14 protein-coding genes are annotated in these 19414 nt (G+C 46.4%); 9 read left to right on the top strand and 5 right to left on the bottom strand.

The window, feature by feature from the left end:
- Positions 1 to 152 precede the first annotated feature (152 nt).
- On the bottom strand, positions 153 to 1508 hold the full coding sequence (aroA, locus tag QUA42_RS00990; RefSeq protein WP_333134317.1) for a 3-phosphoshikimate 1-carboxyvinyltransferase: 1356 nt from the start codon (positions 1506 to 1508) through the stop codon (positions 153 to 155).
- A gap of 426 nt (positions 1509 to 1934) precedes the next feature.
- On the opposite strand from aroA, the gene QUA42_RS00985 reads away from it, so the two are divergent.
- The gene (locus tag QUA42_RS00985) at positions 1935 to 2438 is read left to right on the top strand and encodes a hypothetical protein (protein ID WP_333034823.1); all 504 of its coding nucleotides are present in this window, start codon (positions 1935 to 1937) and stop codon (positions 2436 to 2438) included.
- 118 nt (positions 2439 to 2556) lie between these two features.
- Here the strand turns inward: QUA42_RS00985 and QUA42_RS00980 are convergent, their stop codons facing one another.
- Entirely contained in the window at positions 2557 to 3036 is a 480-nt protein-coding gene (locus QUA42_RS00980) for a hypothetical protein (RefSeq protein WP_333134315.1), read from the bottom strand.
- Positions 3037 to 3179: 143 nt separating this feature from the next.
- Here QUA42_RS00980 and QUA42_RS00975 point away from each other — a divergent pair, with 143 nt between their 5' ends.
- The 3 genes from QUA42_RS00975 (at position 3180) to QUA42_RS00965 (ending at position 5317) form a co-directional block, all read left to right on the top strand.
- Positions 3180 to 3857 (top strand): hypothetical protein, encoded by a 678-nt coding sequence (locus tag QUA42_RS00975; protein ID WP_333134314.1) that lies wholly within the window; start codon positions 3180 to 3182, stop codon positions 3855 to 3857.
- 237 nt (positions 3858 to 4094) lie between these two features.
- Positions 4095 to 4394, top strand: coding sequence for a putative quinol monooxygenase (locus QUA42_RS00970; RefSeq protein ID WP_190656699.1), 300 nt, complete (start codon positions 4095 to 4097; stop codon positions 4392 to 4394).
- 116 nt (positions 4395 to 4510) lie between these two features.
- Positions 4511 to 5317 carry an MOSC domain-containing protein gene (locus QUA42_RS00965; RefSeq protein ID WP_333134312.1) on the top strand — a complete coding sequence of 269 codons (807 nt, stop codon included), beginning with the start codon at positions 4511 to 4513 and terminating at the stop codon, positions 5315 to 5317.
- Positions 5318 to 5329: 12 nt separating this feature from the next.
- Here the strand turns inward: QUA42_RS00965 and QUA42_RS00960 are convergent, their stop codons facing one another.
- The 3 genes from QUA42_RS00960 to QUA42_RS00950 all read right to left on the bottom strand — a co-directional run bounded on the left by QUA42_RS00960 (position 5330) and on the right by QUA42_RS00950 (position 8815).
- Positions 5330 to 6157, bottom strand: a complete 828-nt coding sequence (locus QUA42_RS00960) for a Uma2 family endonuclease (protein WP_333134310.1) — start codon at positions 6155 to 6157, stop codon at positions 5330 to 5332.
- Between the two features lie 40 nt (positions 6158 to 6197).
- A complete protein-coding gene (locus QUA42_RS00955) occupies positions 6198 to 7067 on the bottom strand; it encodes a calcium-binding protein (RefSeq protein ID WP_333134308.1) in 870 nt (289 codons plus the stop codon).
- A gap of 74 nt (positions 7068 to 7141) precedes the next feature.
- Positions 7142 to 8815 (bottom strand): methyltransferase domain-containing protein, encoded by a 1674-nt coding sequence (locus QUA42_RS00950; protein WP_333134306.1) that lies wholly within the window; start codon positions 8813 to 8815, stop codon positions 7142 to 7144.
- A gap of 50 nt (positions 8816 to 8865) precedes the next feature.
- Here QUA42_RS00950 and QUA42_RS00945 point away from each other — a divergent pair, with 50 nt between their 5' ends.
- The 5 genes from QUA42_RS00945 (at position 8866) to QUA42_RS00925 (ending at position 19269) form a co-directional block, all read left to right on the top strand.
- Positions 8866 to 8994: a hypothetical protein gene (locus QUA42_RS00945; protein ID WP_333134304.1), complete on the top strand. Its 129-nt coding sequence runs from the start codon at positions 8866 to 8868 to the stop codon at positions 8992 to 8994.
- A gap of 178 nt (positions 8995 to 9172) precedes the next feature.
- Positions 9173 to 13024 (top strand): glycosyltransferase, encoded by a 3852-nt coding sequence (locus tag QUA42_RS00940; protein WP_333134302.1) that lies wholly within the window; start codon positions 9173 to 9175, stop codon positions 13022 to 13024.
- 295 nt (positions 13025 to 13319) lie between these two features.
- A complete protein-coding gene (locus QUA42_RS00935; RefSeq protein ID WP_333134300.1) occupies positions 13320 to 14069 on the top strand; it encodes a peptidylprolyl isomerase in 750 nt (249 codons plus the stop codon).
- Between the two features lie 132 nt (positions 14070 to 14201).
- Positions 14202 to 17210, top strand: a complete 3009-nt coding sequence (locus QUA42_RS00930; RefSeq protein WP_333134298.1) for a peptidase domain-containing ABC transporter — start codon at positions 14202 to 14204, stop codon at positions 17208 to 17210.
- Between the two features lie 52 nt (positions 17211 to 17262).
- Complete coding sequence (locus QUA42_RS00925) at positions 17263 to 19269, top strand: chromosome partitioning protein ParA (protein WP_333134297.1); 2007 nt, start codon at positions 17263 to 17265, stop codon at positions 19267 to 19269.
- The last annotated feature ends 145 nt before the right edge of the window (positions 19270 to 19414 follow it).

The following is a 19414-nucleotide window of genomic DNA, read 5'->3' as shown; positions in this document are numbered from 1 at the left end:
AAGAGGGAAGAAGGAAGTTCGGCAACAGATTCGCTTTCTTCGGATGTAAAGGATGTCAGGAAGAATGAAGAAAGAGGATTTTTCCCGCTCTCCCTTCTCCAAATCTCGGACTCCTCCCTCTTCCCCTCTCCCTCTCTGCCACTATCCCGCTCTCAATTTGGATGGCAAACTTGTTGCAAAGTGGCGGTAAAGTCGGGGTAGGAAATGGCAGCGGCTTCGGCCCGGTGAATGTTAGTAATACCTGTGGCGTTGAGCGCTGCGATCGCCAAACTCATCGCTATTCTGTGGTCGGTGTAGCTGTCAACATCAGCACCGATCAAAGGAGTTCCCCCGGTAATTTCTAAACCGTCGGGTAGCTCGGAAATTTGGGCTCCCATGCGGTTGAGTTCCGCAGCAGTCACGGCCAGTCGATCGCTCTCTTTGACCCGCAACTCGGCCGCATCTCGAATTATTGTAGTACCCGACGCAAAGATCGCCGCTACTGCCAAAATTGGGATTTCGTCAATCAGTCGGGGTATTAAGTCGCCAGCAATGGTGCATCCCCGCAATTGGCCGGAACTGCGAACCAAAATATCCGCTACCGGTTCCCCAGCCGCCTCTCGCTGATTTTGCAGTTCAATATCGGCGCCCATCATTTCCAAAGCTTCCAAAATGCCTGTACGAGTTGGGTTGACGCCGACATTTTCGACTACGAGCTCGGAACCCGGAACGATCGCCCCAGCAACTAGCCAAAATGCCGCTGAACTAATATCCCCCGGTACAATCACACTCTGCCCTTGCAGTTGTGTCGGCCCAGTAACTGTCACGCTACAAGTTTCTGGATCGACGCTCAATTGGGCTCCAAACGCTCGCAGCATCCGCTCGCTGTGATCCCGCGACAGAGCGGGTTCTGTGACTGTAGTTTCTCCGCTTGCCATCAAACCGGCGAGCAAAATGCAAGATTTAACTTGAGCCGAGGCGATCGGAGAATGGTAGTGAATCGGTTTTAACTGCTGTCCGAGTATCCCTAAAGGAGCTAAAGAATTGCTTTTTCGGCCCCAAATTTGCGCCCCCATTTGTTGCAGCGGTTTAATGACGCGCGACATGGGGCGCGATCGCAAAGAACTGTCACCCGTTACTGCATAAAAACGCCCCGGATGAGAAGCTAAAATTCCCAACATCAGCCGCATCGTCGTGCCGGAATTACCCGCATCCAAGACTTCCACAGGCTCCTCTAACTCGCCAATTCCGACGCCCGTGACTGTCACCCGTTCCGCGTTGAGTTCCGAAACTTTGGCTCCCAGGAGCGAGAAACATTTAGCCGTGCTGCGGGGGTCTTCCCCTAGGAGTAGTCCTTCAATAGTAGTTTCACCTTGGGCGATCGCACCCAACATCAAAGCTCGGTGAGAAATCGACTTATCGCCCGGAACTCGAATCCTCCCCACCAGCGACAAGCCCGAGGCCGGTTTTTGAATGCTTAAAGTTTGGCTTTTGTCAAGAAGCGTAGTAGTTATAATGTCAGCTTGCATTGAGATAAACTAGGATTGGATGGCGTTAGCTATCCTACCTTTTTCCCAGTCCTAAGTTAGTCGTCTTTTGGATGCCTGCGGGTTTTTTCCCAATGTGTCCGGTTAACTTAAAGGCTGATAAAACTCGCCCGGAGACTCCGCTGTCAGTTCTCGATGACACGGGAGTACGGACACAACGGCACGGATTTTACATTAATTTCACCAATATTATCCGTGTATCTGCTTAGATTTAATCTCCAGCTCTGAGTTATCGACCAGATGATTGAATTGTGACTAAACAATTTTAGATTTTCGATTGCGAGTTGTAGATTTTTCATTTTGTTAAGCAAAAGCTCCGGAATTTGGAACCCAGCCAATCTAAAGTCTAAAGTCTAAAATCTCAAATCTCAAACTGCCCGATCCACAACAACTCCTAAACTTTTATTTATGCTGACCCATCACCGCAAGCCTGTAAGTTTATCCCTGGTATCCACAGATTTACCTTTGTGGTCAGTTGTTGAAACCGCTGCTACGCTTTATCAAAAAGACCGGGAGCGTTTTCACTTGTTGTTGCACGAACCAGCAATAATCGATCGCGAATTTTCCGACGGTTCCGACAAATCTGCCGAGCAAGTTACAATCTTACCCCCAACTACAAAACCCCGGTTGCTCTGGCTAGAAGTTTCGCCCTATCGAGTGATTATGACGATGCAAGGAAACGGCAAATACAGTTACCGCCACTGCTGGGAACGAGGAATGTACGGGCTGAGCCGTTATTGGCTTCAGGGCGAATCGCTGGCGACTCCCGAACAGTTGCGACTCCGTAACTTCACTCGCAACTTGACGCTGACAGGAAAGCCGGAACCGGATCACCTGCGGTTAGAATACGAGTTGTGGTCGGAGAAAGTACAACTCGGGCGCTATATTTTGAATCTAGAAATTCATCACTAAATTAGGTAATTGCAAAGGGGTAGATAGTAGGTGAATGCGACGCATTCCTCCAATTCATTCACCCCCCGTGGGTTGTTGGAGTTCGCGTGGCCGTCTCATAACTCAAAATTATTAGCCTTTAGCGATCGCCCTTACAATAATTAATCAGTTTGCTAGTCAAAGCGTCTTGATTTGCGGCTGCTTGATTCGCCTGTTGGCCGGCTCTAATAATATCTGCTTGAGCTGTTTGGATTTGCTCTCGACCTTCTATACTTGTAGAAGCGAGATTGCCAGCCTGAAGACTTTTGCTTATGTCGCCGAGTGCTTGACTAATTTCCTGGAAGGATTTAACCGATGGCTCCTGAATTTCTTTGAGGGTTGGATCTGTGATTCGCAGATCTTCAAGTTCATTCGCTATCAGGTTCAAATTTTTAGCTAAGTTGTCGGTCGTTCCAGCATCGTTGCTGTCTTTATCAACATCAATGAGAGCGTTGCCTTTGTTGACAATTTCAGTAAATTTAGTACACTGGACAGCTCGGCTATCGCTGCAACTAATCGTCAGCGTACAGCAAGCAACAACTATCAGCAGGATGGCAATCTGTTTGCGAAAAAAGTACATGAACCCTCGGTTGCAAAAAAAAGTAGATTCTGGGATTGTGTAGTAGAGTTCGTCAGCGATTAGCCGATATATCGACTGTCGAAAAACTTTCGCGGCATTCGGACACGCTCTACTAAGCTAAACTACGTACCTGTTTAGGAACTATGGTCAAAAACAGCAATAACCTAAAGAAGGGAAGCATTTGGGGATATCTTACCCTGCTTTTGCCTATTTCCTTGACGGCGGTTGCCAGTTTCGAGTCGGGAACGATGTTTTGGGCGATCGCCACCACAGCGGGCATTGCTTGGGCTTGGAGGCTCTACCAGCAGCAACAAAAACACAAACTCGCTCATTTAGACTCGGTTTTCTACAAGTTAATCAAGGAAAATCAAGGGCGAGTTACGGCTTTGGATTTGGCGATGAATGCAAAACTCCCGGGAGAAAAGGTTCAAGAGTATCTCGACGAACGAGCCTCTGAGTTTGCAGCGGATTTTGAAGTGACAGAACAAGGCGGAATTTTGTATTATTTTCAAATAGCTCCACCTGTCACCCCAAGCGAAACAGTTAATGCGGTAATAGCTGTTCAAGAGCCTCCCATACATCTGGAAAAAGCACAAGATAAAAAACCAAATTTATTCCCCATTACTCAAACCAAGACTCCTCAAAAGCCCAAAATCTCTTTTACCCAAACGGAACTCTCCCGCAGATTCAAAGTTCACGCAACTACGATCGGCAAGTGGAAACTTAAGCCGGAGTTTGCTCAGTGGAGCCGCGAAAAAGACCCCGAGGATCTCGCCTGGGAATATTCTACAGAAAACAAGCGATTTTATCCCAAAGATTGAGATCCTCCGGTATTTGCCAAAATATCTCAAGAAACCCGGTTTCTACGACGCTCTGCGCTTAGTAACGAAGAATTTGGCAAGAAACCGGGTTTCTGAGATTTGCTCGCGTCCTGGACTGATTTTACTGCGGTTGACCGATCGACATACGTAGGTTATTTTAAGTAAAATACTCTATTGTTGAGTTTGCCAAATAAAAATCGGTAAATTCGATCGTCCTCTCTGTGACTTTTTTCTCCTATGTCCAAAACAACCTTGCGAGTAGTCGCCCGCCTCGCTGCCTTTCCCGACAAAGTAGCAGAACTTAAATCTCTGCTGCTGAGCATTATGGAGCCCACTCGCAAAGAAAAAGGCTGCATCAAATACGAACTCCTGCAAAATCAAGCCGATCCCACAGATTTTACCTTCGTTGAAGAGTGGGAAAGTGCAGATTTGCTCGAACTACATCTCGGTTCAACTCACATTCAAGACGCCGTGCAGAAATTAGACGGTTTGGCCGTTGGACCTCCCGATATTCGCCGCTATGAATTGCTAGCTTAATCCGGTTTGTAGAGCAATTTTATTAATGTTGATAAAATAGCTTCGCCCCCCCCTAGCCCCCCTTAGTAAGGGGGGGACAAGAGTTCAGTTTAAATTGAAGCACAGCTAAAAAATTTATGACAGTAGCAACAATAAAACAGTTATTTATTTATCCAATTAAAGGGCTGACACCCCAAGCAATGTCGGAGTTTGCTTTAACAGCAGGACACGGAATTAAGGGCGATCGAGCTTTTGCCTTAATGTTTGCAGATAATCTTGAAGCTGCAAAAATGCCGGCAGACAATGTGCCTTGGATGAGCAAAAAAAATTTTGCTGTCCAAAACGATTGGCCTCTGTTAGCAGCTTTGGAATGTCATTATCAACCGGAAACGGCCGTTTTAACAGTCAAGCGTCAAGGAGTTGCAGTGTTATCGGCAGAAACGAACACAGCAGCGGGGCGCGATCGCATCGGCAGTTTTTTCACAGAATATTTGGCAGGAATTGAACCCACAAAAGAAGCGAGACACCCGCAGTTTGCACCTTTGCAATTAGTCGGCGACACCAGCGGCGAAACTCGTTATCCCGATCGAGAACCCGTACACATCTCTTTACTCAGTCAAGCCACATTAGACCAATTAACAGAAATCGCTCTTCAAAACATTGACGTGGGCCGATTTCGCCCGAACATTGTGCTAGAAGGTATGGCCGCTTGGTCAGAATTTGAGTTGATCGGAAAACAGTTTCAATTAGGCACGGCGCGCATAGAAGTTACAGCACGAATCGGTCGCTGTGTCAATATAGAAGTGAATCCCGAAACAGGCGATCGGGATATTTCCCTACTCAGTTTACTGCAACAGGAATTCGGTCACGCACAAACTGGAGTTTTAGCCAAAATTATCAACAGCGGCACAGTTAAAATCGGCGATGTTTTGACTTCTTATTAATAAAAACCAACATTAAGATTGTGAATGCTGCCTAACTTCCTCTACTGATAAACCGAGTGCTTCTGCCACTTGCTCTGCATTCAATCCCATTGCCAACAACCGAGGGATGGCATCCCGCCGTGCTTGGGCTTCTGCACTCAAAGCCTGCTCTGCTAAGGAAGCTCGTTCTGTACCTGTCAGCAGCAAATTACCCTCGCTGTCCCACCATCTCAGCCACAGCATTGTCTGGTTTTGATAACTGCCTTGCCACAGTCCTAATTCTACGCCCATTGGGGCGATCGGATAATGACCGCGATCGTTCGGAAGCAACTGCTGGTAAAACCCATTGTTCAGGTTGTAAACCTCCAGCCTGCCAGTATTGATCTCATAGATGCCATAAAACGGAATCCGCATGATCCGCTCATATACCCAAAACTTCCCAGGTCTTTGCGCCGCTCCAACTTCCGAGTACGATAGTGGGGTTGTGTCCCGCTCTTCTGAACCATCTCCTGATGCGAACTCCAAAGCAATCATCGGAGCCATGAATTCCCGCCACAGCACGTAAGAGCGACGGATCGGATTTCCTAGTGTTGAGGGCACATTCGGCACGTAGAACCAGTCAGGAGCTTCTGCTCCCTTTTCAAGCGGGTCAGTTTCTCGCCAGTAGATGCCAGAGTCTTGCCCTATAGCATATTGCCCATCGGGATGAAGCCGTTGCAATACCGACCCGATAGAATCAGTCAAAATAATGCTCTGGGGATGCTCCTGAAAATTCTTGACGAAAGTGCCATATTCCTCTGGCAGTTGAGTGTGGTCGGGGAAAGGAGAGGGAAGGACAATCTTTTCGGTTGCCTGGGTCATGCTACCTCTCAAGTATTGCAGCTTACCTGAATATCTTAACTCATCCTGCTTCCGGCACCCTCACCTTATTACCAATCAAGTTCAGAAAACTCGTGCCAAAATGTTGAATCTCCAAAAAATTAGCATAAGCAGGAGTTGACTTGTAAACTCTAAAAGTCCGCATAATTCCTAAAGTCGCGGCACTTTCCAGCGGACCGATAAAGCTAGTATCCCTGTCCAAAAAATGAGACTGCTTAGCCCAGTGTGCCATCTGTTCCGCATTCAAAAAATAGCAGCCGGAATGAGGATTCAACGCTCGCTCAAAAGCGACTGTTTGTTCCATGATTTTTCCCATTAACTGCCGCTGCTCCTCTACCTTTTGAAACGGAGAAGTCGCTGAATCGGCTAAATCACCATCAACATATGCTTTAAAAACCGCGCCTTTAGGCGCTATTTCATAGCGATTAGGTTGCAGCAAATTTCCATTTCCCCCGTGATGCGTAAACCACTTTAATTTACTAAAAAACCACGGATCGTGCATAACTAAATCATCTTCCAAATAACAGAAATAATCGTATTTGTTAAGACACGCTCGCAAAACTGCTTGACACTCAAACCCCAAAAGCAGCGGTTCGCATTTGGTAGCGTGGTGCATAAAACATCTGGGCTGCACGGGCAGTTGAGGCAACAGATGATAACCTTGAGTAGTGCAAATAACAATATCAATTTCGTGCTGTTGAGATTGATTTGCTGGGATAGTTGCACATTCGCTAATGTCAATCATGGACTGAGATTTGCCGTACAAAGCTTGCAGCGCTGTCACGCAAGCAGTTAAAGCATTCAGTCGCGGTTGCGGATCATTTCGCTGGGAAGCGTGTTTCCCCTCGCCGCTGGGATTGTAAAAGTGAGCAATAGTGAATAGAATTCGCATTGGTGTGGAGTAACAATTAGAAATTAAACAATAAAACAGAACGATCGCACAATAGCCTATAAATTTTACCGCATTTAGTCACCAAATAACTCCGGCAGGCGATCGCGCAACTCAGCATTTAAACGTGGCAACTCGTTTCGCATCTGTAAGTACCAATCTCGCCGCTGCCGATAGTGCCCGCACAGCAAGCGGTTGTCGCGCACCCATTCGTAAGCATTCGCGGCTATTTCCCGGCGCCGAGAAGTGTCAGATATCAGCGAATTTAGTTTGGTTTCAAACTCTTTTTCATATCTATAAATCAATCCGGTTTCACCTTCGACAATCGAATGTTCGTACACAGTGGGACTTGCTAGCACCGCTACTCCCCGCGCTGCACATTCAATAAATTTTAAATCAGATTTTGTTTCGTTAACCGGGTTGGAAACAAGCGGTAGCAAAGCTATATCGCAACTATACATGATTTCTTGATACCGTTCGTAACTGCAAAACGGTTCAAATTCTTTTTGCTGTATTTTCAAGGATTCAAAAAATTTTCGGTCGTGGATTACTTTAACTCGAATCCGGTGCTTGTGGGCGATTAAAACTCTATTGAGTGCTGCCATAATCGGCTGCCAATCTTTTTCGCGGTTGAGTGCACCAAAAAAAATTGTGACTGTATCTTCTGCCGGATAAATTCGCGGCGGAGGTAAATAAGCTAAGTGATTGGGAAATACAGCCACATTTGGATTGTATTGGCGCAAAATTTTTGCGAGGGGTTCTGTAGAAGTTTGCACGCAGTGACAGCCGCGATAGCTGAGGTAATTATTATCTGCATATTCGCGGCGACGGATGGGATTGTCGTCTAGTTCAGCTACTATTAAATAGCCTTGTTGCAACAGTTCTTTGAGTTGGGGAATGTAGGCGGGATATTGCATAATTGTCCGCTGCCAGATGAAGACTTTTTCTTCTTCGGGCAGGGGGGGAATTAATCCTGCTGTTTTCACCCCGGATACGGTGCGGACACCGGGAATTGTGGCGCTAAATTTGTCCGGTTCCAAAACTCGCACACGATCGCACCCTGTAGGAGCCATAATGATAGTCTGAATCAGCAGTCTGCGCGCAGGTACGGTCGATTTTGTCGATCGCACGATATAATGTTCAGCACCTGTTTCCGTAGCAAAGCTGCTCGATGTGAGCTCTAAAGCCTTTACCATTGGATGCAGTAATTCCTGAAAGTGGACAAAATTTTCGGTTTTGTGTCCCTTCCCTTGAAATTCATAAACCTGCAATCCGGCTTGAGCAAATAGTGATTTAATACTTTCTAGGGTAAACCAGTGCTGCATCTTGCTGTCGGGATTCTCCCACTGTCCCCGCAGCAGATTGACAATTCGCCGCCAGTATTGAACATTGGGGATTCTGGCAAGAATTTGCCCCTCTGGATTCAGCAAAGCACTGTACTGCTTGAGGACTTCCCAGGGATTTTTTAGATAGGGTAGCAAGTCGCCAAAAACCAAACAATCGACGGTTCCTGGAGCGATGTCGAGACTTTCGATGGGAATTTCTTCAATATTGGCTACAGTCACCCAGTTTAGCCGCTCGACTGCAATTTTAGCTTTTTCTCGATCGCATTCAATGCCAATATACTGACAATGGGGATTGATCAGTTTGTACTGTTCGCCCGTCGAACCCGTACCGCAGCCAATTTCAACAATGACTTTAGCATCCGGCGGTAGCAGCTTCAAGAAGTCGTGGTTGGCGCGATCGATCACTTTCTCTAAAATTCCTGATTAGTTTATCGTAAAATAAAACAGAGCAACCCATGCCGACAGACAACCAGCCGAAGGTTAGCATTGCGATGCCAGTATACAATGGCGATCGCTATCTTTGTCAAGCACTAAATTCTCAGTTGCGAACTTTTTTTCTTTTCTCTTCTCTTGGTATACCTTAAGAGCGTTTCCTTTAAATTTTATTCACCAATCCTCCAGGATTGCTGTATGTTAGCAAATATTCGGCAAAATTATAATTTGTTCTCTAGCCTACCCTTTTTTAGCCCAATTGACCTGCTCAATTAATTCGGCTTTTTCTCAAAAAATCCACACTATACTGTGCTAAATACATTAGAAACTATGAACCCTAATCTAGGAATGAACATCGCCGGCTACATCAACGGCGAATTTGGTATAGGAGAAGGTGTCCGAGCAAACATCAGAGCCGCAGAAGCCGCCGGTATTCCGTTCGCCCTAAACAATTTTACCCGCAGCCCCCACCGCAAGAAAGACACCACCTATCAAAAATTTAGCCAAGATAATCCCTATCCTGTAAACTTAATTCAAGTCAACGCCGATGAAGTTGCAACCTTTATCAAACACACAGGTTCCACCTATTTTGAAAACAAATACAATATCGGCTTTTGGGCTTGGGAACTTCCCGCATTTCCCCCAGAATGGCAGCCAGCATTTAATCACTTTCACGAAATATGGACTTACAGCAACTATTGCGCCGAAGCAATTGCCGCAGTAGCGCCAATTCCAGTTATCAAAATCCTGCCTAGTATTGCTCTCCCCGCACCTTCCCTGAACAGAGAAGCACTGAATTTACCGACAAATAAATTTATTTTCTTGTTTGCCTTCGACTTTTCTAGCCGCATCGAGCGCAAAAATACTTTAGCGACAATTCAAGCATTTAAACAAGCTTTTGGGGAAGATAACAGCGTATTATTGGTCATCAAATCTTCTAATTCCAACAAATTTTCAGCGGCGCAAGCATCCTTAAACTCAGCCATAGCAAATAATTCAAATATCAAACATCTAGACGGGTATTTGTCCAAAAATAAACTTAACGGCTTGCTCTACAGTTGCGACTGTTATGTATCCTTGCACCGCTGCGAAGGATTTGGCTTAACAATGGCTGAAGCCATGTTTTACGGGAAACCCGTAATTGCAACCGGCTATTCATCAAATACAGAATTTATGAATGTCGGCAACAGCTATTTAGTCAAGTATAAGTTAATCCAAATTGAGAAAGATTTCGGGCCTTACAAAAAAGGTAATGTTTGGGCCCAAGCGGATGTCGAACACGCTGCTGATTTAATGCGTCACGTCTTCAATCATTACCGGGAAGCTCAGCAAATGGGAGCGATAGCTGCTGCGGAAATTAAGACTTTACTCCACCCGCAAGTTATAGGTAATAAAATTAGAAAACGTCTCGAATATATTGCCGAGATTACCGATAACTTTCAAAGCATACCTCTGTTAGGAACAGCCCAAGCGCCGTCTGCGAAAATTAGGGCAGACTTGCCACCATCACAGCAAAAAAATCAATCCACAGCAGAACTACACAACGGGCAGCCAAAGGTTAGCATTTGCATTCCGACATACAACGGAGAAGCATTTATTGGAGAAGCCATCAAAAGTGCTCTGGCTCAAACTTACCCTAACATAGAACTGATTATATCCGACGACGGTTCCACAGACCGCACAATTGCGATCGCCCAATCATTCCAATCTGAAACCTCAGTCGATTTCCGCATTATCCTCCACCGCAACTACGGCTTATCACAAAACTGGAACTTTTGCATATCCCAAGCAAAAGGTCAATACATTAAGTTTTTGTTTCAAGACGACTTGCTTGCACCAGAATGTATTGAAAAAATGGTCGCCGTCGCCCAACAAAACCCAGAAATAGGTATGGTTTTCTCCCCGCGAGGCATCACCATAGCTGAAAATGAATCTAACCCAATTTTGCGGAAAGCTTCCCAATCAATTAAAGATTTGCATAAAAGTTGGTCGAATTTAAAATCTATTCAGCCCGGAAAAGAATTACTGGCAGATACTAAGTGCTTGAGCAACCCCATAAACAAAATTGGCGAACCGAGTACCGTCTTAATTGCCGCCAGAGTCTTTGAAGAAATAGGATTATTTGATTCGGGATTATCTCAGTATGTAGACTTAGATATGTGGTGGCGAATTATGGGGAACTATCATATCGGATTTGTAGACGAAAAACTGTCGTCACTGCGGATTCATCCCGAACAACAAACTTGGAAAAACTTCGCGGCTGGGGAAAATCATAAAGATGTAGTCAGATTTTACAAAAAACTACTAAATAGTCCTGATTACAGTTTCCTAGCTCAACAAATCAAACAGACAATTCGCCAAAAGTTGGCATTGAGAACCCAGCCGAGTTTATCTGAATTGTCCGCACTGCTTGAGCAATACAATAAATTGCCATCAAAACAGCCTATTCTCGTGCAACTGCGCCAATACCGCCAACAGCTAGCGGAATATTGGTTGAATTTGCCAGCGCAGAAATTAGAAACGGCTTACTCGCAAGACGCGGGAAAAACTCATAAATTGCTACTAGATAGCACGCTCAAAAATGAAAGTTTAACGGAGTCAGAACAAAGTTTGATCCAGCAGTTATCCTCGAAACTTGCTGAAGGAGGGGAAATTGCCGAGAAGATTCAATATCTCCTCGCAGCGATGCTGTACCGCGACGCTTATCAGTTGCCACTTGAGTATAAAAATGCAGCAATTCCCCAGTGGTTTTTTGACGACTTTTTGAAATTTATCTTTCAGTCTCCCGGTTATTTTAAACAAAACTGGGAAATAGAAAGGTACTCTGAATATTTCCAGCAGTTAATCAAGTACGTCGCTGGAAATATTGCCCGTTTTTCCGATTCAGAAGTGTGGCGTTATTTGGCGGCATTTATGGCGAAAAATGTTAGCTTCCAAGCTTTGTATTTGAGCGAGGAAAATCTGCTCAATATATTGAGTCAACGAAATGATATTCTGGAATTTTATTTGAAAAATATCGGCTGTCAAATAGAATGGAATTTTCCTCAAAGAGAACCAGAAATAACTAAAATTCGAGTTGGCTTTTTGCTTGATAAATTTAGTGATGAATCCGAGACTCGTGCTGCAATTTCGAGTTTTGAATATTTAGACAGAACCAAATTTGAAATTATCGTGTACTATTTTCAGGTACAAGACGAACGACTGGGGAAATATTGCGAAAGTTGCGCCGACAAACTGGTGCAACTGTCAGAAGATTTGCCCCAGCAAGTCCGAGAAATGCGATCGCACGATTTAGATATTCTGCTAATCTGCACCAATATTACCAACACTTCTCAGCCAAGCGCCCTCCTGTGCCTGCACCGACTAGCACGGGTGCAAATAGCTAGCGGTGCATCAACCCCCGCCACCACGGGCGCCCGAAATATTGATTATTTCATTGCCGGAGATTTGACATTGCCCGCAGGTGCAGCAGCAGATTATCGCGAAAAATTAATTACTTTAAAAGGATCGGGAGTTTGTTTAAGCTATAGTGTAGGATCGGCACCTGCCATAGTTGAACCGACTCGTAGCAGTTGGGGAGCCACTGAGGAATCTGTAGTGTTCATGTCCGGCGCTCAAGCTTTTACAATTATCCCAGAATTGAGAGAAAATTGGGCAAAAATTATTGCGGCGGTACCAAATTCTATTTTAGTTTTGTATCCCTTTAGTTCCGGCAATGAAAACTATCCGACGGTGCCTTTTTACAACCAAATTCGATCGCTCTTTGCCGAATTTGGGGTTGACAAAAAGCGCTTAGTTGTGATTAAAGCGCTGCCATCTCGCGCAGATTACATAAAATGTCTGGAATTGGCTGATATATATTTAGACTCCTATCCATACAGCAGTGCCTGCTATGTGGCAGAAGCGCTGTTGGTGGGGTTGCCTGTAGTGGTAAGAAAAGGCCAAACAGGGCGATCGCGACAATCAGCCGCAGTGCTCGAAGAACTGCTAATTCCGGAACTGGTAGCAAACAGCGAGAACTCTTATTTAGATCTGAGTACAGCACTGGGAACCAACCCAGAACTGCGGCGGCACTACCGCGATCAAATCCAGCAAAAAATGGCGGCAAACCCGAAATCTCTCGACAGTCGCGCTTGCTCGACTCAACTGGGAACACTCTTTGAAAGACTATTCCGAGGGTGAAGGAAGAAGGAAGTTCAGCAACTAAGCAGTGTACGGGATTTAACGGATGGATGTTGAGGGAAAAAGGAAGATGGCAGAAGTAAAGATTTTCCCACTCTCCCACTCTCGCATCCCGTTACCATTATGAGACCCGCGGGGAACCCCTCGCTAGGCAGAGCGTCAAGAAATAGACAGCAATAGCGCTAGCCCACTGACGGTCTGCTATCATCGGGGAATCGAGGGGTTAGTGGTTGTCGCTCTTTTCCTGCCACAGCTAAATTAAAAGGGGAAGCGCAAGTCAGTTGGAGATAAAAAAATGACAGGACTTTTTCAAATAGGCGATAAATTACTGCAAGCTCAGGATATGCCATCGCTCCTGAAGCGGTATCAGTTAATGCCGCAATTCTTGCGCGGTGTAATAGTAGACCAAGCGATCGCATCCTTTAGTTGCAGCGACGAAGAACGCCAATCCGCCGTCGAGAACTTTCTGGCACAACACCAACTGACAACCCCGGAAGCCAAAGAAGCTTGGCTGCGCGGCCAAAATATGACGGAAGAAGAACTTCAAGAGATGGCCGTTAGGCCCTTGCTGATCGAAAAATTTAAGCAAGCCACTTGGAGACCTAAAGTAGATAATTATTTTTTAACCCGCAAAGCCAGCCTAGACCACGTAGTCTATTCCCTGGTACGCACCAAAAATCCAGCACTGGCAAACGAACTTTACTTTCGCATCCTGGAAGGGGAACAAACCTTTGCTGAAGTGGCCCGCGACTATTCCGAAGGGCCCGAGTCCAAGTCAGGCGGCTTGTTGGGCCCAGTACCCCTCAGCCAGCCCCACCCGGCAATCAGCAAACTTTTGTCGGTCAGCCAGCCAAATCAACTCTGGACGCCGCGTCCTCTGGCAGAATGGATGGTAATTATTCGACTAGAAAAGTTCATGCCGGCCCAGCTCGATGAATCGATGCGGCTGCACTTGATTAACGAACTCTTTGAAAGCTGGCTCGCCGAACAGATATCGCAAATAGGCCCGCTACAGCCCCTCTCCTCCGTGTCTTCAATATCATGACAGTCAAGCATTTTGGTCAGGGGCCCCCGGATTTATCCGTGGAGACTTTAAAAAGCGTAGCATCCTGACAAAAACCCCCTGGATTCATCTGTGGATTCAATCTAAAATCTAAAATCTAAAATCTAAAATTGGATGACTTCTTCCGCTGTTTCCCTCTCCCAAATTCAGGATTTCCTAGCTCAAACACCTCCCTTTGACCGACTGTCAGAGACGGCTCTGACAGCCTTGGTGGCTAAATGCCAACTCCTTGGCTACCGGACGGGGCAACCCCTGTTTGAACGGGAAAAAATGCCGACTCAGGTGGCAATTATCTATCAAGGCCAGGCCCGGCTGCTGGGCTTTGACCAGCGCTCGCAGCGCCACGTAAGTTTACGCTTGGTGCAGTCGAAGGAAATCCTGGGCTGGGCTGGGTTGCTCAGGGGGGTTCCCTGCGAAACAGCGATCGCTTCTACAGATGTGATCGCGATCGTCCTACCTGCCGAAGATTTCCTGAGCGTACTGGAAAAACAGCCGACCTTTGGAGAAGCCTTTCGCGAACACTGTTCCTTGAGCGAAGTATTTGAACTGTTGAGCCTGGAATTGCAGCGCCAAGCCGACGGCACTTCCAATCTCAAGGAACTCACCCTGCAAGCTTGGCAAGATGCGACAGTTGTCAACGTACCAAACGGCAACAAAAAAACTCAAGACATCGCCAAAGAGCTAGATGCCGATCGAGTTTGGCTCGTCAGCAGCGGCGTCTTGGGCGACTTTCCCACCGGCAGCCGCTTCTCTGTGGAAAACGCAGCCAAATCCTTAAAAGTAGAAGGCCGCCTCGGCGCCCGATTGGTCGGCTTCCGGGAACCCCCAGAACCCCAACCAGAAACAGACTCATTAAATGGCACGACAGATATAGTAGGCCCTGGGCCCACGCCGATCGGCGGAAAATTGCTCGAGGTTCTACCCGGTCCAGACCGTCCCCCAGAACCCAAAACCGACCAACCAAAGGATGCGGCGAGATACCCAGTTTTCCGCGCCAAAGGGCAGATTGACAGCCCGCTAGCTTGCTTCCAAATGTTGAGCAAGTATTTCGGTCTGAAATTTCGTAGAGATATTATCCGCAAAGTTCTAGAAAATCAGTTAAAAACTGCTGGTTCTATCAGTATGCAAGCCTGCGGGGCGATCGCCCAAAGCATCGGCCTCACGCCTCAATTGGCGCAAGTGCCAGCAGATGCCATCAACCGCATCAAAGCCCCGGTAATGATTAAATGGCAAGATAGCTTTGCCATTATTTACAGCATCACCGAGCAAGAATTGGTGCTCGCCACGCCCGAACAAGGGCTGATGCGGAAGCGAGTACCTCAGTTTAAAGAAATCTGGGGCGAATCAGGAGAAGTCCTGCTGCTGCAAGCTCCGCAAGTCGAACAAAAAGAGCAGTTCAGCTTCTGGTGGTTTGTGCCGGCACTGATGGAACACAAGACAGTGTTTTTTGAGGTATTGCTCGCTTCGTTTTTTGTACAGTTATTTGGTCTTGCCAACCCATTAATCAGCCAAGTAATTATTGATAAAGTCTTAGGTCAGCGCAGCATCGACACCTTGGATATTTTGGGGGCATTTCTGTTAGGTGTTGCCCTGTTTGAAGGACTGCTCAACGGTTTGCGTACCTTTTTGTTTATAGACACCTCAAACCGCATCGATGTCAAATTGAGTGCAGAAGTCATCGACCATTTACTCCGGCTGCCCCAAAATTACTTTGACAATCGGCGTGTGGGAGATCTGGTTTACAAATTCAGCATGATGGGCCAGATTCGGGAATTCATGACGAGTACAGCTCTGACAGTGGTTCTTGATGCGGTATTTTCGGTGGTCTACGTCGCCGTGATGCTCTCCTACAGCGTGAAGCTAACGTTTGTATCTTTGGCAGTGGTACCGATACTGGGGCTGATGATTGTTCTAATCAATCCGCTGGTGCTGCGCCTGATCAAACAAAGAAACAACCGTTTTGCTGACTCTCAATCTTATTTAGTGGAAGTAGTCAGCGGGATTCAAACTGTTAAGGCTCAAAATATAGAATTGAAATCCCGCTGGGAATGGTCCAGCCGCTACGCAAAATACATTACAGCCAGTTTTAAAACAATTATCACCGGGACTGCGGCCGGTACGATTAGCGGCTTTTTAAACCAGGTGGGTAACTTAGCTCAGTTGTGGGTGGGAGCTTATTTGGTACTGGGAAATGAGATTACTTTGGGTCAGTTGATTGCTTTCCGAATTATTTCCGGGAACGTGACTGGTTCGCTGCTGCGTTTTGTGAGCGTGTGGCAGAGTTTCCAAGAAGTCTCGATGTCGATCGATATGCTTAAGGATGTGGTCGATACGCCGACGGAAACCAGCGACGAAGACCGCAGCAATATCCCGCTGCCGGCAATTCAAGGGCAGGTTACGTATGAGGAGGTTTCCTTCCGATTCCTCGAAAGCGGGCCACTGCAATTGGCTAATGTGAATTTGGAATTTCCCGCTGGCAGTTTTGTGGGAATTGTGGGGGGAAGCGGTTCCGGTAAAAGTACGGCGATGAAGCTGTTGCAGCGTCTTTATCCGCCGCTGTCGGGCCGGATTTTTGTTGACGGCTATGACATTTCTAAGGTGGAACTGTACTCGCTTCGCAGCCAACTTGGGGTGGTATTGCAAGATACTTTGCTGTTTAACTGTACTGTTCAGGAAAATATTGCTCTGAGTAATCCCGATGCCAGTACGGATGAGATTGTGCGAGCTGCAAAATTAGCGGTAGCTCACGATTTTATTATGGGCTTGCCTGCTGGGTACAATACGGTGGTGGGAGAGCGGGGTGCGTCGCTTTCTGGGGGTCAAAGGCAGCGTTTGGCGATCGCCCGCACGATTTTGCAAAACCCGAAACTGCTGATTTTGGACGAAGCTACAAGCGCCCTCGACTACCATTCCGAACGCCAAGTTTGCAATAACTTAGCAGAAGCTTTCGCCGGGCGCACGGTGTTTTTCATTACTCACCGCCTGACTACAATCCAAAACGCTGATGTAATTATTATGATGGATCAAGGTTCTGTAGTCGAGCGGGGAACTCATAAAGAATTAATGGCTCTTAAAGGGCGTTACTACTGCCTCTTCCAACAACAAGAGTCATCGAATACCTGATATCTAACAACTCACAACTGATCACTAACGCTTAACAACTGAGAACTAACAAATGGCAATGAAATCGTTAATACTTTCTGAGCAACCAGTCATTCTCGAAAAACCAGCGATTTGGTCGCACTTGTTTTTGTGGATGATCATGCTGATGACCACTTCTGCTGTAGTTTGGGCTTATTTTGCTAGCGTAGAGCAAGCTGTCCCCGCTGTCGGCCAATTGGAGCTCAAAGATGGTGCTAGAGACATCCAAGCACCTGCTACGGGAGCTGTGGTGAGACTTCACGTTGAAAATGGCGATCGTGTGGAAAAGAACCAGCCTCTGCTCACTTTCAACCCCCTTGCACCCAGTGCCGATTTAACATCGATTCAGAAAACTAAAGAAGCTCTGGAAAAGGAAAATAAATTTTACGAAGATGTTGTCAACGGCAAAATTCAAGGCGCTGTTCCTTCTAACCTTGAATCAACAATCAAGGACAGACAGAGCCTCACGGCACAAAATCAAGTGCTGCAAGCTTTGATTGACGAACTGTACCTCAATCGGGGAGCTAGCGGAAATTTTGATGCAGCCCAGCAAGGACTTTATGTTAATTATCGATCGGAATTTCTGTCTCGCGTCGCTGCTGCTCAAGGCCAAGTTCAGGAGTTAGAAAAACAACTGAAGCAAGCTCAGGATGCTGAGAAAGCCGCCGGTGATCAAATGACAGTGGCACAGCAACAATTGGGTTTTGCCCAGAACCAATTAAATTATGCTCAGCAGCAGTTAAGTTCTTCGCAAGAGCAAGTAAAATCAGCCTTGGCTCAAAGAGATTTGGCCCAAGAACAGTTAGCGAAATCCCAACAAGTATTGAAGTCGAACCAAAACATTCTAGGCAGACTCGCCCCTCTTGTGGAGGAAGGAGCCATCGCTGAACTGCAAAAAGAACGTCAAGAACAAGATGTTTTCAGGGGCCAAAGCGACGTTCTCAAACAGCAAGATCAAATCAAGCAGCGCGAAGGTGAAATCAACTCTCGCAAAGGCGAAATTAACACACGCCTCGGTGAAATCAATACGCGCCGAGGCGAAATTAACGCGCGTCAAGGTGACATCCAAAAAATTAGTGCTGACATACAGCGCCAGCAAGGAGAGCAAGCACGCATTCAGGAGTCTATCGCCCGCGCCCAAGAACAGTTAAAAAACACCAAGGATTCCTGGGCAAAAGAACTTTACAGCAAAATTGCTGAAAACGAGAAACAAATTGCCAGCAGCGATTCTCAGCTAAGTCGCTTCAAAGTGGAAAACCTGAAAAAGCTGTCTGAGGTGAACGCTCAGCTAGAAAAGGCTCAACAAAACCGCGACACTCAAGTCATGAAAGCTCCCGTATCGGGCGTAATCTTTGATTTGAAGCCTTCTACCAAGGAGAAAGCTAAGTTGGATATGGCGAAAGATCCGATATGCCAATCCATTATTAATTCGGTGGTGAAACCGGGCGAACCGCGGCCAGCACGCTGCGAAGAAGCTTATTACGAAGCGCAGCAAACTGAAAAGCTGCTCAAAGTTTTGGATGACGAAAACGGTCTGGAAGCAGTGGTTTACCTCGAAAACAGCAATGTGGCTCTGGTATTGGATGCTTTGAGACAGAAGCGGGCAAAATTGGAGGCGTATCACGGCAAGCAATTAGATGGAGAAAAGATTGACTGCGAAACAGGTAAAAGTTGCGTTTGTCCAGAGAAGGAAGTTAACAGAGAGAAACTGGGTTTGACGAAATACCAATGCGTGCCTGTGGAAGTGAATGTAGAAGCTTTCCCGGCGATGGAGTTTGGTACTGCGGAGGGTGAAGTGATAGAGATTAGCAGCGATGCTGAGCCTCCTACTGAACTGCGGAAATACTACGCTTTCAAAACCAAAATAAAGCTCAAAAATCAAAAGTTTGTTTTGAACAAGGGCAAGGCAAATGAAGTGGAGGTTAACTTGCAGTCGGGAATGTCCGTGAGCTCTAATATCAATATCGGCAAGCGGACTGTTTTGCAGATGTTTATCAACCGATTTACTGGGAAAATGGATACGTTCAAGACTATTAAGTAGCGAACAGTTGACGGTTGACTCTTGACTGTTGACAGCGGGTGACTGTTGAGAGTTGAGAGTTGATTGTCAGTCGAAAAGCTGATGATATCATGTCCGGTCGAGCGGCCGGGATTTTTGTAGTGGCGGGTTCACCAACAGTACCTGC

It is taken from the genome of Microcoleus sp. Pol11C2 (genome assembly GCF_036701505.1).
In the GTDB taxonomy this organism is placed as follows: domain Bacteria; phylum Cyanobacteriota; class Cyanobacteriia; order Cyanobacteriales; family Microcoleaceae; genus Microcoleus.
The sequence above is the reverse complement of the archived record's forward strand: the minus strand, read 5'-3'. Positions and strand labels throughout refer to the sequence as shown.